The organism is Rugamonas apoptosis (genome assembly GCF_014042355.1).
Taxonomy (GTDB): Bacteria; Pseudomonadota; Gammaproteobacteria; order Burkholderiales; family Burkholderiaceae_D; genus Rugamonas; species Rugamonas apoptosis.
Window position 1 is genome coordinate 290,857 of the sequence record NZ_JACEZU010000006.1, and the last position, 15,249, is coordinate 306,105.

A 15,249-nucleotide genomic window follows, 5' to 3' on the forward strand; every position below is an offset into this window, starting at 1 on the left:
TGTTACGTCCCCATTTGTTTGGGCCAGCGATTTACTTCATCGTGTCCCGCTGCTCGGCCTTGGCGACCTTGGCGCGGGGGTGCTTGGCCTTGGTCTTGGCTTGCGCGGGATCTGGCTTGGCTTCCATGGCCGACTGTTCGGCTGGCGCGGCCGCTTTCATCTCGGTCGCATCGGCCTTGACGGCGGCGGCGTTGGCGTCCGCTTGCGCGGCCGCTGGTGCTGGCTGCGCTTCAGCCGCTGGCGCCATGGGAGCGGCGGCCGGTGCTGCTGCGGCTTCCGTTTGCGGCGCGGCAGGCGTCTGGGCGTAGGCGGCGGTGGCCAGCACGGAGGCCAGCAGAGCGGTCATCAATTTAGTCATCATCACTCCTTTTTAAGGTTCAGTTAAGCGAAGTGCAGATTAATGGCCGCACCGTTGCCGCTCTGTGCGATACATAACCAAGCTCGACAATTTCCTGCTGGCACTCCCCCCTGCGTTCAGCGTTGCGCCGGCCGCGAATACAGGTCGATGATGGTGCTGATGGCGTCCTGGCACACGGTGCAGAATTGCTCGCTGCGGTCGAACATCAGGCACTGCATCTGCGGCCGGTAATAACCCTTGGCCTCGTAGTTGGCGCCTTCGAACGCGCCCACCGTGCGCCGCTCGGGTGCGCGCGAGAACAGCTCCTCCTCATGCGCCAGCTCGCGCTTGAACAGCGCGCTCATTTCCGATTCCGGCCGCTGCTGCTTGCGCAGCGCCACCCGCTGCTGCTGGATGTCGCGCGAATAGGCTTCGAATTCCGCCTTCGGCCAGGCGGTCGGCAACGCCGTCCCCGGCGCCACGAATTTTTTCCATTTCAGGTTGGCCGGGTCGCGCAGCGCGGTGGCGTTGGGCTCCCACGGTTCGATCCGCGTGCCGCTGGGCTGGTACACGGCCGGCGACGTGTAGTACTCGTCGGCCAGTCCCGCGAAGTGGTGGCCGAATTCGTGGATGAACAGGTATTTGGCCCAGTCGCTGTTGGCCGCCGCCGTGCTGAACTGGCCGAAGATGCCGCCTCCGCCGTAGGTGTCGTTGTTGACCAGGATTTCGATGAATTCATACGGCGCGTTTTGCGCCAGCTCGCGCAGGGCGCGGTTGTCGGTGGCCAGCACATAACGTTCGCTGCCGAAAATGTCGTAGCGCGTGCCCAGGCGCGAAGCATGGTGCACGCCCGTGGATGGACGCGAGACGCCCGATGCCGGAGTCGGCGCAGCCAGCGCCCACACATTGAAATCTTTGGCACGCTCGCGGAACGGCGACACGGCGAACAGCTGATCGGCCATGCGGCGCGCCGTCGCCTCGAACTTCTTCATTTCGCCGGCCGTGTAGCCGTCGCCCAGGATCAGCAAATCGACCTTGTCCGGCGACGGGCCGCTCACGCGGATGGGGATCGGGCGCAGCGCCGACGGTTCCTGCTTGCGCAGCACGTCCGGCGCATCCGGGTCCAGCTCGGTGCTCCAGGCCAGGGTGAAGGCGTTGTTCTCGTCGCGCTTGAGGATGCGCACCGTGACGGCATGTTCCGGCTTGGGGAAACGCACGGATTCCTCGAAGCCGCGATTGGTCTTCTCCGCTTCGGGCGTCGTGCGCCATTCGTTGAACACGGTGGAAAAACCGCGCGAATACAGCAGCTTGCCACTGGCCTTGTCCACCACTTCGACCAGGTTGACGCCACGGTCCGTATCGTCCACCGTGCGTGCCATATTGCCCGGCCACGGCAACGGTTCGATCACCACCCGTTCAACGGCGTACTGCTCGACGGTGGCATTGCCCGTGTGTAGGTAATCAAGGCGGATGGTGGCGGGCGCGGCCGGCTGGGCCGCGTGCGCCGGTATCGTCTGGGCGATCGCGGCGCCCCCCAGGGCCAGCGCGAGTTTCAGCCAGCGGCGGCCGGCGGTGACAAAAAACGATGGCAAGGCCATGACTACTCCTTCGGAAGGACAAGTTGCACAGGGGCGTATCGGGGCCGCGTATTGTAATCCGGAAAACCGCGTTCGCACTGAGTCAGCAATGGCGGCGTATCGCCCATCTGTGGCGGCGACCACTCCTGCATGTTGCGCCATCGCAGAACATATGTCGCGAGAACAAAGAATAATGGCTTCCGGCCTCAGGCGTAAAAAGCGAAAGGCGGGGAGCGTATGCGGCAGGCAGCCATCGGTGAATGCACAAGCAGCGTCTGGGACAGGCTCACCGCCTCGCCTGGCGTGGCCGACGCGCCGGAGGGAGCCAGGCAGCTATCAATTGAACAGTTCAAACGCGCCATCGCGCGCGACCTTGAGGCGCTGCTCAACACGCGCGTCGCCTTTCCAGACGGGGACTTGGCCGGTCAACCGCTCTGCCAGCGCTCGATCCTCAATTTCGGCCTGAACGACTTCGCCCAACTGTGCCAGTCCGACAGCGAGGACCGGAAGGAAATCTGCGCCCGCCTGCGCGAGGCCATCGAACGCCATGAGCCGCGCCTGGCCAAGGTGCGGGTGGCGCTGAGCGCCGCCCCTGGCATGGTCAACCGGCTCAGCTTCGTCATCTCGGGCCACCTACGCGCCCTGCCCGCCAGCGGCAAGGCGCAATTCGATGTGCGCCTGGAACAGTCCAGTCTGCATTACTCGGTCAGCTAGCCACAGCGCCGGCGGCGCAACGGAGGACGCATCAGATGAAGAAGCTCAGAACCTACTATGAGCGCGAACTCGGCGCCCAGCTGGGTTTCAACCAGGAATTCGCCGCCCGTTTCCCCGCCCAGGGAAGCCGGCTGGGGATGGTCGATGGCGCCAATGGCGATCCACACATTGAACGCTTCATCCAGGCCAATGCGCTGTCGAACGCGCGCATCGCCAAACTCATTGATGATAGTGACGGCAAGCTGACCGAAGCTTTACTTGGCGTCAATTATCCGCAATATGTGCGGCCACTGCCCGCCAGCGCCATCGTGTGCGCCGACACGGCCGCCAGCGTGGAAACCATGACGGCGGCCACCATCATTCCACCAGCCGCGATGATGAGCGCCAGGACGCCGGAGGGGGAAAGCTGCAAATTCCAGACCGCCTTCCCGCTGCAACTGACGCCGCTTCGTTTGAGCAAAGTCACCTTCCACGCCAGCATCCACCCACCGCCTGCCCTGCGGCGCCCCGCCGCCGTCACCAGTGCGCTCAGCGTCGAGATCGAGAGCAAGGCGGCGACCATGGGCCTGGATCGGCTCAAACTGGACTACTGGCGCCTGTATATCGATGCCGAACCATCCTTGTGCGCGCAGATCCGGGATGTGCTGTTCATGCATGTGGCCTGCGCCTACATCGCGCTGGACGATGGCACCTGGATCACGCTGGACGCCGTGCCCATCAAACCGGTCGGCTTCGAAGCGGGGCAGATGCTCCTGCCCGCTGCCGCGTCCGCGCACCCGGCCTACCAGTTGCTGACCGAGTATTTCGGCTACGGTGAAAAATTCAATTTCTTCGACGTGGAGTGGCCCATGCTGGCACACCACGTCCGCGCCCCATGCCAACGCCTGACCCTGCATCTGGGCTTGACCGGCGTGGCCGCCGACAGCGACATCGCGCGCCGCCTGGCCACCTTGACACAAAAACACTTCGTGCCCGGCTGCACACCCGTCATCAACCTGTTCAAACGCAGCGCCTGCCCTATCGAACTCAACCACACTGCCACGGACTACCCGCTGATGCCCGACGCCCATCCCGTCGCCGCCTACGATATTTACAGCGTGGACAAGGTCTGCGCGATCCAGGATGGCCCCAATGGGCAGGCGCTGGCCGAATTCCGGCCCTATTACGCGATGCGCCATGGTGAAGGCGACGGCGAACGGGGCCGCTACTACCTGGTACGGCGCGACCCGCTCAAGGCGCTCAGCGATCCCGGCCACGACCTGCGCATCGCCCTGGTGGACCTGGCGCTGGACCCGCTGGCCATGGGCGACGCCTGCGTCTCCATCGACCTCACCTGCACCAATCGCGACTTGCCCAGCCGGCTACGCCCCGGCGGCTCCGACAGCGACCTGGCGCTGGAGCGGGCTCCGGACGGTTCGCCCCTGCGCCTGCTGCGCAAGCCAACCAGGCAACACCGTTTCAGCGCCGATGCCCATTGGCGCCTGATCGCCCACCTGTCGCTGAACTATTGCTCGTTGGCGCAAGGTGGCTTGAACTACCTCAAGGAAATGCTCGCGCTGTACGACATCACCCAGTCGCCGGTGGCGCAACGCCAGATCGCCGGCATCACGGCGCTCGAACACCGGCAAGCCCGGGTCTGGCTGCGGGATCACGGCCGCAGCGCGCTGGTGCACGGTATCGAAGTGCGGTTGACGCTGGATGAGGACGCCTTCGCCGGCAGCGGCATGCATGTGTTCGTCCAGGTGCTCGACCACTTCTTTGGCCTGTATGTGCACCTCAATAGCTTCACGCAACTGACGGTCCTGTCGCACACCAACGGAAGGGAACTGATCCGATGCAAACCAAGAAATGGCGCCCAGCAGCTAGTGTGATGCGGCGCCTGATCGAGCGCCCGCAACAGTTCCAGTTCTTCCAGGCCGTGCGCTTGATCGACCTGCTGCTGAAGCGGCGAGAACACGCTCGGCAAGTCACGCTGGAACAGGTAATCCGCTGCAAGAACAGCATCTCGCTGCGCTTTCCGCCCAGCCAGATCGAAACCATGTCGGTCGAGGCCAGCGCGCCGCTCGACACCGACGCCGCGCTGCGGCGGACGCTGGAGGATGGACAGTTGCAGCGCATCCACCTCACGCCCGCCTTCATGGGCTTGCTGGGCGTGAGCGGTGTGCTGCCCTATTGCTACACGGATGCCATCGCCGCGCAAATTCATCTGGACAGGAACGAAAGCGGGCGCGCCTTTCTCGACAGTTTCACCCACCGTTCGCTGACGCTGTTCTATCGGGCCTGGGAGAAATTTCATGTGGAATACCGCCGCGACGGCGAAGGCAAGGATGGCCTGCTGCCGTTGCAACTGGCGCTGGCCGGCGCCGGACCACGTCTGCCGGTGGCGCACCGTCCCGCGCCACCTGCCGGCCCCATTCCCGACGAAGTGCTGGCGCATTACGCGGGCCTGTTGCGCCACCGTCCCGTCTCGGCGGCCGTGATGACGAAGGTGTTGAACGAATACTTCGGCCTGCCGTTGCGGCTGGAGCAATTTGCCGGAACGTGGGAAACACTGCGGCCCGACGAGCGCGCTTGCCTCGCCAAATCCAGTTGCCAGCTAGGGATGAACATCAACCTGGGACCGCGCTACTGGCGCCGCGACCTGTGCGTGCGCCTATGGCTGGGGCCGCTAACGCGCGCCCAATTCAACCATTTCCTGCCCGATGGTGCAGGCGCCCAGGCTCTCAGGGCGATGCTGGCCCTGTTCGCCGTCCCGCCCATCCGCTTTGAGGTGCACCTGATATTGCGGGCCAGCGACATCACGCCCATCGTGCTCGATTTCCGCGCCAGGCTAGGCCGCGGTGCCGTGCTGGGCGGACCGGCGACCCGCGATCAGGGCATGAGCCGCTATGCCATCCAGTTCTGACACGACCGAACAACGCAGGAAAACTTGAAGGAGATCATGGTGGACGACCGCATCGATGTTGAAGGCACGCACGCCTTGGAACACCTACTCACCGCCAGGAACCGGCCGCTGCGCATGCGGCTCGGTCTCACGGGCGACGGCGGCGACGAACCACTGCTGCCGCAGCGCATCGATGGCGTGGAAGCCATCTGCGACGGCATCGAGCTGCGCATCCATTGTCTGGCCCTGAGCGCCAGCATCGCGCTCAAGACCCTGATCGGCCAGCCGGTGGAAGTGCAGATCGTCACCGACCAGGGGGACTTGCGCAGCATCTGCGGCATCGTCATGGAAGCCAGCCAGGGCGAGAGCGACGGTGGCCTGGCCTCGTATCAACTGGTGATGCGCGACGCGCTGGCCGTGCTGGACCTGAGCGTCAACACCCGGGTCTTTTTCAACCAAAGCGAACTCGACATCGTGCAAGCCGTGTTGCGCGAAGCGCGCAGCAACATCCCCGCGCTGGCGGCCACCTTCGAATTCGAGCTCGACACGGCGCTCAGCCTGCGCAAGGACCCGGTGCGGCGGCAAATCATCCAGTGCAACGAAGGAACCGGCGCCTTCCTGCGCCGCCTGCTGAAACGGCGTGGCATCGGCTGGTTCTTCCGCCCGGGCCGCGCGGCGACTGGCGGCCAGGGGGCGGACGAGGCATCGGCCACGCCGGCCCACACCATGGTGCTGTTCCACGACGCCAGACGCCTGAAACCTAGCCCCGCCGGCATCGTGCGTTTCCACCGCGACAGCGCGACTGAGGAGCGCGACACCATCACCGCCTGGAGCGGCACCCGCAGCCTGCGGCACGGTCGGGCCACCCACTTCAGCTGGGACTACGGCAACCCGCGCGGCACCAGCTTCATGACAGCCAGCGCCGACAGCGAAGCCGATCAAGGGGCGAAGGGCGACAAACTGGCGGCGGGACTGGAACGTTATCTGGTGGAGGCGCCCCATGTGCGCGACAACTACGACGACCTGTGCGCCCTGGCCCAACAAAGCATGGCGCGCTCGGACTTCGAAGCCAAATGCTATTACGCCGAAGGCGGCGTGCGGGCCTTCGGCGCCGGCGAATATTTCAGTCTCGACGGCCATCCCGACCTGGACCGCCATCCCGAGGAGGAGCGCCAGTTCATCATCCTGTCGCAGCACATCACGGCCCAGAACAACCTGCCCAAGGGCTACGACGAGCGGGTCGAGCGCTTGTTCGCGCGCAACCGCTGGCATATCGACTTTCCGCCAGCGCCCACCACGGGGCCCAGCTGGTTCGCCGGCGGCGAGATGCGCTGCCTGACCCGCATCACCTGCGTACGGCGCGACACGCCCTTCGTGCCGGCCTACGACACGCGCACCGACCTGCCCCATCCGCAACTGCAGAGCGCCATCGTGGCGGGGCCGGACGGCGAGGAAGTCCATTGCGACGCCCAGGGCCGGGTCAAGGTGCGCTTCGGCGGCATGCGCGAACAGGACGATGGCAATAGTGACGGCGACGGCGCGGTCGGCAACTACGCCTGGGTGCGCGTGGCGAGCAGCTGGGCTGGCAGCGCCGCCGGCAGCGGCATGCACTTCGGCGCGTTGATGCTGCCGCGCCCCGGTGCCGAAGTATTGGTCGCGTTCCTGGGCGGCGATCCCGACAAACCCATCATCATCGGCCAGCTCTACAACAGCGTGGCGCGGCCGCCCTACCTCGGCGCGGGCGATTTACCCGGGAACAAATACCTGTCCGGCGTGAAAAGCCGCGAAATCGGCGGCAAGCGCGCCAACCAGTTGCGCCTGGACGACACGCCCGGCCAGATCAGCACCCAACTGGCCAGCGATCACGGCCGCAGTGAATTGAACCTGGGCTGGCTCACCGAACCGCGCGACAAGGGCGCCGGCAAGGCGCGCGGCGAAGGCGCCGAATTGACGACCGACGCACAACTGGCCCTGCGCGGGGGCAAGGGCATGTTGCTGTCGGCCTGGCGGCGGCTCAATGGCGACAGCAAGCAACTGGAGCGGACCGATTATCTGACGCTGATGCAGGACTGCCTCGACCTGTTCCGTTCGCTGGGACAGTACGCGGCCCAACATCAGGGCCTGCCCGTGGACGACGGAGCGCAGGGCGAGGCGCAGGCGGCGATCAAACAGTGGGAGAACGGCAGCAATACGACGCCACAGGGCGGCGCCGGCGTGATCGGCGTCACGGCGCCGGACGGCATCAGTTTCGCCACCAACAAGGCCATTGTCAGCTATGCCGCCACCAATATCGACACGGTGGCGCAGCAGCATCTGCAACTGATATCGGGCCAGCGCTTCAATCTCAACGCCGGCAAGGGGATCTCGCTGTTCTCGCAGCAAGACGGACTGGCCATGATCGCGAACTACGGCAAATTGCTGCTGCAAAGCCAGCACGACACCACCCAGATCGACGCGGCCAAGGACATCAAGATCAGCGCCAGGGGACGGGTGACCATCATGGCCGAGGAGATCGTGCTGGTCAATTCGGGCGGGGCTTACCTCAGCCTCAAAGGCGGCACGCCCGAAATCGGCGGACCGGGCCCATTGACGATCAAGACCGGCGGCCACCATTGGAGCGGCCCGGCCAGCCAGAGCGCGGAGTTGCCCACGTTTGCGCAAGGTGATCTTGGCCGCAGGCCGCGATTGTTGCGCAGCAGCGATGGCAAGCCGGTCAAGGACATGGGATTGCATGTCGAACGTGACGGCGACGGTCCGCTGTCCGGGAAGACCGACGGCAACGGCGAAGGCGGAAAAGTGGAAGGCGACCGCATCCAGGAATTGAAGGCGGGGTTCTACAAGCCCCGTTCCTGAACCGGGCTAAACAACCAATACAAGGCGCCAATCTCGGCCAAGTTCACCATTTCTCAGGCAAAGGGGGCACGATGAGCGAAACAACAGTGGATCAGCCGCCCAAGGGCAGCGCGGCGAACGGTACTTGCGGCCCGCTCGATGATCCAAAGAACATCGTCGTGGGCTGGAAGACAGGCATCACTCTGCTGAATCATGATTACCTCGATGTGCTCATGCGCCTGCCGCTGCCCGGCATCGTCATCTTTGTCCATGGCGTGAATTCCGACGGAGAGTGGTACACGGAGGCGGAAAAGGGGCTGTGCGCGGGACTCAACGACCGCCTCAAGCGACGCGACGAACATATGACCTACCCGACGGCCGAGGGAGGACAGCTGACGCCGGCCAGCTACTTAGACGAGCTGACGCCGGACGGGCATATCAATCCGAACATGACCCCCAAGACATTTATCAAGGGTGACGAACACTTCACGCCCGTCATTCATTTCCGCTGGGGCTACAAGGCCAACGCCGAAGAACTGCAAAAATTTGGCGATTCGATCTACCTAAACGAGCAGGATTACTGGGGCGGCGGCCCGTTCGCGAACGGCTGCACGGCGCTGCCCGACCTGTGGAGCGAGGGACTGTCGGACCAACTGTTCCTCTGGTTCCACGTCAATCATTTGAACCCCACCAACGACCGCAACGTCTACTCCTGTCCACCCCGTCCCTACTTCGTGCTGGCCGCGCTGCGGCTGGCCAAACTGGTCGCCGCCATCCGCGCCAAGCAGGCCGACGTACCCATCACCCTCGTCTGCCACAGCCAGGGCAACATGATCGGCATGGCAGCCGCCTTCCTGGGCGACCGCATGGCCCCGGTCACGGATGCGGCCGGGCTCACCGGCCGCTGCGTGGCCGACACCTATGTGCTGTGCAACGCCCCCTACAGCCTGGCCAAGGAAAACAGCGCCGAGGACTGGACCGAGAACCACATGAAGGACAAGCATGGCGGCAGCGGCCGCCAGACCGCCAACGCCCGCATCGGCACGCTGCGCGCGTTCTTCGACATCATTCGCCAGCCCGCCTCCGCTCCGCAGAAGATCGAGGACATCAACCAGTTCATGGAAAACGAAAACCACAGATTCGACGCGGCCGAGGATCGCATGCGATACGGCTATGGCATCGCCCCTTCGACCTGCCAACGCGTGACACTGTACTGCAATCCGCACGACGAGGTGATCTCGTCGGCTTCAGTGCAGGGGATAGGCTGGCGTGGTTTGAGCCGGGCCGAGATCGACGCCACCGGCGGCACCACGCTGTTCTGCCAGCGCGTGTTCGCACAGGGGTACAAGGTTGGCGAGAAGGGGGGATACCACTACTGGGACAACCACTATCGGCAACCACGGCCGGGCAGCCTATGGTACTGGAACCCGCAATCGTTGACGGCCAAGTACTCCTTGTCCAAGGGGCTGGAAGCAAACCCGAGAAAATTCGGCCAGGTGCTGAGCATTTTATCCGCGCCAATCGCCATCGTGGCCCTCTATCTGGCCAAGGTGCGCATCAATGCCTTACCGGACAACGACTGGGCCATTCCCATCGACGCGCCCCCGTTGCCGGCACCGTTCGAACCGGAGGCATTGCGCTTTGGGCTGGCATGCAAACAATTCGACCAGGGTTACGAAGTAGCGGGCCAGTCTCGCGACAACAAGCGCATGCGCACTGCCGACGACCCGTACGCCGGCGAGCGCGACTTGCCGCCACCGGTGGCCACTGAAACGGGTTACACCACGGATGCCGCCAAAGGCAATGAGCAAAGCGAGGCGGCGATGCGCTACGAGGACCATGCCCGCCTGCGCATGCAGGCCAGACGCGAGGGTTTGGTCAAAAAAGGCGAACAAGTGATCGGCGAGGACAAGCCGGAAGAAGCCAGCGCGGAATACAAGGCTTGGCAACAGAAGAAGATCAAGACCTATCTGGCCGAAAACCTCGACACCCACGCCACCGATCATTCGACCATCCTGACCAACTCCATGCACGCGCAAAAGGCGCTGGCTTATGACGTGGCTGTGGGCCTGTGCGAGATCCGCGACGAGGACTTGCATAAGCTTCGGGTGGCTGCGGACTGGCGGTTCTTGAAGGGCCTAGAGAAAGACGATCCGAACATACGCTTCGCGGAATACTTTGAAACCGGCTTGTTCGAAGAAGTTAGTCCGCATAAATGGGCGACCTCGCCACGCAGTGAAGGACACATGCCGGAAAACATCATCGACCAGCGCGAGCATCCTGCCCCTCGCGCACAAGTACACCCAGGAGGCCATCCATGAGTCCCCTGATCTCAACCCGCCCGCGACGGCTCGCTTGGGCGATCCTCGCCTTTGTCCTTGCTTTTGGCGCCATGTTCCTGCTGACATGGATAGCCACCGCCGACGCACCACGCAAACTCACTGATGGAGAAGTCATGAAACGCTTCCTGATCATGCCCGCACTCGCCGCATTCTCTACCTTGGCTTTGCTCACTTCCTGCGTGGGAGGGCCGGGTGCGACCGTCAAGGACACTCACGCCAACGCACCAGCAGCCGCAGAACCCGCCAAACCCTTCATGGCCCAAGTCGTCGGCGTGCAATGGCTCAATCCCCTGCACCGAAAGGACTATCCGACGGAATGGGAACTACTTTGGACGCTCGGGTTGGCTCAGCCCAACAAGAATGACGACATGGTCAGAACGGAGCCGAAAAAATTCTCAACATTACAAACCATCGGCTCTATCGCTGTCGGAAATGACGGCAAGGAAACCTTTGAGGGCTACCATGAGAAATACCTTGATGAACTCACCGTGTTGTTCCATGACATCTATTTCTCCGGCTCCAGTTATTTCTACAACGCGCATTCACTCAAGGACAAATCGACCTGGCGCGAATTGGCTGGCATTCATGTCGAATATGCGCTACCTGACGGCAGACTTGATCCGATCGCCGCGACCCAATACACACGCAATCGCATCATTAAAATGTTTCACATAGGAAACACCCATCTTCCCACCACCTGGTCCCGCAATACCCCGCCCGACGTGCAAGTGACGATGGGCGGCCCGAACGCCGGTTTCACCTCGCTCTCGGCCGCGTTGCGCTACCTGCAGGCGCACCCGAACGAAACCGTGTGGGCCATGAACTGGGACGCCCCCAATTTCCCCCCCAGTGACGAAGGCATCAACGAAAACATGGTGCTGCTGGTGCTGGCCGGCCCCAACTATAAAACTGAGCGCGACGCGCTGGCCTGGATCGGCTATCCGGCCACGCACTCCTCGACCGAGTTCGAAACGAAGAAGGGCATGCCGCCGCGCCCCGTGCAGGCACTGCAAGCCACGCTGAATACCGCCGTCGAAAACGCCGGCAAGCAAACCATCGACATCGGCTATATGATCCACGATGCCAACCTCACCCACCCGGACTCCCAGGAACGCCTGCGCAACCTGGCGCACGCACTCACGCTGGATGCCCCTGAGCTCGACATGATGAAACACGCCTTCAACACCCCCGCCCTGCTCGGTGAAATGGGCGCCGGCACGGCGCTCACCAACGTCGCGCTGGGTATCGCCTACGCCAACCATTTCGGCAAGAACGTGCTGGTGGCCGGCACCACCGACCCGGAGCACCCCACCGCCGTGCTGGTGGTGCCGCCGGCGACAGTGCGCCCGATCGACCCGGACAAGCCCTGGTATCGCGCGCGCGGTGGCAATCACGCCTACCTGATGTGGTGGGGCATCCGACACGACGAAACCTCGCGCATGCAAGGCTATTCCGATTGATCACGAGATCAGCAAGCGAGCCTTCGCGAATAGATCGTACACGACGCGATACGAGCGAGCACGCACTCAAACCAATGAGGGAAATATGCCGGACAAGATCATCGACGAGCGCCAGCATCCCGCCCATGGAACACAGGCTCACACAGAAGGCCATCCATGAGTCCCCTGATCTCCACCCGTCCCAGACGATTCGCCTGGGCGATCTTCGCCTTCATCGTTGCCTTTGGCGCCATGTTTCTGCTCACATGGATTGCCACCGCCGACGCACCAAGCACGCTCACTGAAGAGGATGTCATGAAACGATTCCTGATCATGCCCGCACTGGCCGCGTTCTCCACCTTGGCTTTGCTCACCTCCTGCGTGGGCGCCCCCGGCGCAGCCGTCAAAGACACCCACGCCGCCGCACCGGTAGTCGCCGAACCCGTCAAACCCTTCATGGCCCAAGTCGTCGGATTGCAATGGCTCAACCCACTACACCGAAAAGACTACCCGACGGAATGGGAATTGCTGTGGACACTGGGTCTGGCTCAGCCCAACAAAAATGATGACATGGTAAGAACCGAGCCACAAAAATTCTCTACGCTACAAACTGTCGGTTCGATTGCGGTTGGAAATGACGGAGAAGAGACATTCAAGGGGTACCATCATAAATACATTACTGAACTGTTATACCATTTTCGCGATATCTATTTCTCCAGCTCCTACTACTTTTACAACGCCCACTCGCTGAAAGACAAGTCGACTTGGCGCGAACTTGCCGGCATTCATGTCGAATATGCGCTGCCGGCCGATAAGATCGATCCGTTAGAGGCGGCGCAATACACGAGGGATAGCATTATCAGCTTTTTCGAAATCGGTAACAAAAGCTTTCCCACGACTTGGTCCCGCGACACTCCCCCCGACGTGCAAGTGACGATGGGCGGCCCGAACGCTGGCTTCACCTCGCTCTCGGCCGCGTTGCGCTACCTGCAGGCGCACCCGAACGAAACCGTGTGGGCCATGAACTGGGACGCCCCCAATTTCCCCCCAAGTGACGAAGGCATCAACGAAAACATGGTGCTGCTGGTACTGGCCGGCCCCAACTATAAAACTGAGCGCGACGCGCTGGCCTGGATCGGCTATCCGGCCACCCATTCCAGCACCGAGTTCAAAACGACGAAGGGCATGCCGCCGCGCCCCGTGCAGGCACTGCAAGCCACGCTGACCAGAGCCGTCGAAAACGCCGGCAAGCAAACCATCGACATCGGCTACATGATCCACGATGCCAACCTCACCCACCCGGACTCCCAGGAACGCCTGCGCAACCTGGCGCACGCACTCACGCTGGAGGCCCCGGAGCTCGACATGATGAAACACGCCTTCAACACCCCCGCCCTGCTCGGTGAAATGGGCGCCGGCACGGCGCTCACCAACGTCGCGCTGGGTATCGCCTACGCCAACCACTTCGGCAAGAACGTGCTGGTGGCAGGCACCACCGACCCGGAGCATCCCACCGCCGTGCTGGTGGTGCCGCCGGCGACAGTGCGCCCGATCGACCCGGACAAGCCCTGGTATCGCGCGCGCGGTGGCAATCACGCCTACCTGATGTGGTGGGGCATCCGACACGACGAAACCTCGCGCATGCAAGGCTATTCCGATTGATCACCTGAACGACAACCAACCCAAGGAGAATAGATCATGCGCGGCGTAATACGGTTGAACGACCCCACCAGCTACTATTTGTATTGATACAGCGGCAGCTGCAAGTGAATCGGCCGGATATCGAGCCGCAGGTTGTAGATGGAATACGCCTCGGCCATGGGCGACTGGTAGCCCACGCTGTCGGCCGTCTTGGTGAACTTGAACTCGAAGCCCAGGTCCGGCGACGCTTCGTCCGGCGCGGACAAGGCCAGCCCCAGCGCCTCCTCCTGGCTGTTGTCGATCAGCTTTTCCATCAGTTGGACGACGGCGTTGCTGCCCAGGATATCGCCGCTGAACACGGGCATCTTGGAATACGGCCGCGCGGGATCGAGCTTGCCGGCCGCCTTGTCGGGCGCGGGCGTGTAGCGGCGCGTGGCCAGGTTGTACTTGTCGCCATGATCCAGATAGCTGATCACGACGTTCTTGACGTTGAATTCGGCCGCCGCCTCGTCGGTGGTGGCACGCGCCAGGTCGATCAGCAGCGCGCCCGTGTAGCCGACGATTTCCACTTCGCGCCGGCTGTCGATCACCATGGCCGTGTTCTCGTCCACCCCCAGCCCGATCTGGTAGCCTTTTTTGAGCATGGCGGGAATCATGCGGGCGAAGCGCCCCCGCACCAGCAGGTGCTGGTCGACGAACACGTCCTCGCCGATAAAACCGAGGCCGGGGGCGATCTCGCGCCCTTCCGTCACGCCCTGCTTGAGCGTGGCCAGCACGGTCTTCGGTTCGTTGAACATGGTGCTGCTCATGATGGCGGCGCCGGCGCTGGTGCCGGCGATCACGCCGCCGCGCCGGTACACTTCCCACACGGCTTCCAGCGTGGCGCTGCGCTGGCCATCCTCGCGCAGCAAGGCGCGCGTGATGCGGGCCTGGTCGCCGCCGGCGAAGAACACGCCGCCGGCATGGCGCACGGAGTCGGCCAGCCGGGCGTCGTCGGCGGCCTTGCGGAAATCGCTGTCGGCCAGCTTGACGGCCACCGGCACCAGGAAGGCCTTGGCGCCGTACTGGTCGAGTCGTTTGATGATGGATAAGCCGGCCTGTTCAGGATAGGCCGAGGCGGAGGGGAAGACGGCGATGCGGGCGCCCTTGCCGCCGGCCAGCTGCACGATGCGCTGCCACACTTCGGCGTTGTCGCCCCGCAGGCCGCCGCCGATGATCACCAGCGTGCCCTTGGGCGCGGCCGCCTCGTCGGCGTGCACTGTCCCCGCAGCGCAGCAAAACAACACCGCGCTCCCCAGATAAGCCAGCAAAGTCGTGAGCACTCGCATATCTCGTCCGATCCAGGAAAACAGGCCGGGCCAGAATCCTCCCGCCTCAGGAGACAATATACCTGATTTGCCGGCTGGGTTTATGAGCGCACAAATATATTGCCGTTTCCGGTCATGCGTTCGCAACGCAGGATGCCATCCGGCCATACTTTCCT

10 protein-coding genes are annotated in these 15,249 nt (G+C 63.3%); 7 read left to right on the plus strand and 3 right to left on the minus strand.

The window, feature by feature from the left end; translation table 11 throughout:
- Positions 1-31: 31 nt before the first annotated feature.
- Positions 32-358, minus strand: a complete 327-nt coding sequence (locus tag H3H39_RS14095; RefSeq protein ID WP_182154012.1) for a hypothetical protein — start codon at positions 356-358, stop codon at positions 32-34.
- Positions 359-474: 116 nt separating this feature from the next.
- Positions 475-1,935: an IgA Peptidase M64 gene (locus H3H39_RS14100; protein ID WP_182154013.1), complete on the minus strand. Its 1,461-nt coding sequence runs from the start codon at positions 1,933-1,935 to the stop codon at positions 475-477.
- 216 nt (positions 1,936-2,151) lie between these two features.
- On the opposite strand from H3H39_RS14100, the gene tssE reads away from it, so the two are divergent.
- The 7 genes from tssE to H3H39_RS14135 all read left to right on the plus strand — a co-directional run bounded on the left by tssE (position 2,152) and on the right by H3H39_RS14135 (position 13,787).
- Complete coding sequence (tssE, locus tag H3H39_RS14105; RefSeq protein ID WP_182154014.1) at positions 2,152-2,628, plus strand: type VI secretion system baseplate subunit TssE; 477 nt, start codon at positions 2,152-2,154, stop codon at positions 2,626-2,628.
- Between the two features lie 35 nt (positions 2,629-2,663).
- Entirely contained in the window at positions 2,664-4,499 is a 1,836-nt protein-coding gene (gene tssF, locus H3H39_RS14110) for a type VI secretion system baseplate subunit TssF (RefSeq protein ID WP_182154015.1), read from the plus strand.
- The gene (tssG, locus tag H3H39_RS14115; protein WP_182154016.1) at positions 4,463-5,533 is read left to right on the plus strand and encodes a type VI secretion system baseplate subunit TssG; all 1,071 of its coding nucleotides are present in this window, start codon (positions 4,463-4,465) and stop codon (positions 5,531-5,533) included. The genes tssF and tssG overlap by 37 nt, the downstream gene beginning before the upstream one ends.
- Positions 5,534-5,557: 24 nt before the next feature.
- The gene (locus H3H39_RS14120; protein ID WP_229218032.1) at positions 5,558-8,365 is read left to right on the plus strand and encodes a type VI secretion system Vgr family protein; all 2,808 of its coding nucleotides are present in this window, start codon (positions 5,558-5,560) and stop codon (positions 8,363-8,365) included.
- A gap of 71 nt (positions 8,366-8,436) precedes the next feature.
- Positions 8,437-10,665: a T6SS effector phospholipase Tle3 domain-containing protein gene (locus tag H3H39_RS14125; protein ID WP_182154017.1), complete on the plus strand. Its 2,229-nt coding sequence runs from the start codon at positions 8,437-8,439 to the stop codon at positions 10,663-10,665.
- Positions 10,662-12,146, plus strand: a complete 1,485-nt coding sequence (locus H3H39_RS14130) for a virulence factor (protein WP_182154018.1) — start codon at positions 10,662-10,664, stop codon at positions 12,144-12,146. Before H3H39_RS14125 ends, H3H39_RS14130 begins: the two co-directional genes overlap by 4 nt.
- A gap of 156 nt (positions 12,147-12,302) precedes the next feature.
- Positions 12,303-13,787: a virulence factor gene (locus tag H3H39_RS14135; protein WP_182154019.1), complete on the plus strand. Its 1,485-nt coding sequence runs from the start codon at positions 12,303-12,305 to the stop codon at positions 13,785-13,787.
- A 74-nt stretch (positions 13,788-13,861) separates the two neighbouring features.
- Here the strand turns inward: H3H39_RS14135 and H3H39_RS14140 are convergent, their stop codons facing one another.
- On the minus strand, positions 13,862-15,094 hold the full coding sequence (locus tag H3H39_RS14140) for a cyanophycinase (protein WP_182154020.1): 1,233 nt from the start codon (positions 15,092-15,094) through the stop codon (positions 13,862-13,864).
- Between the last annotated feature and the right edge of the window lie 155 nt (positions 15,095-15,249).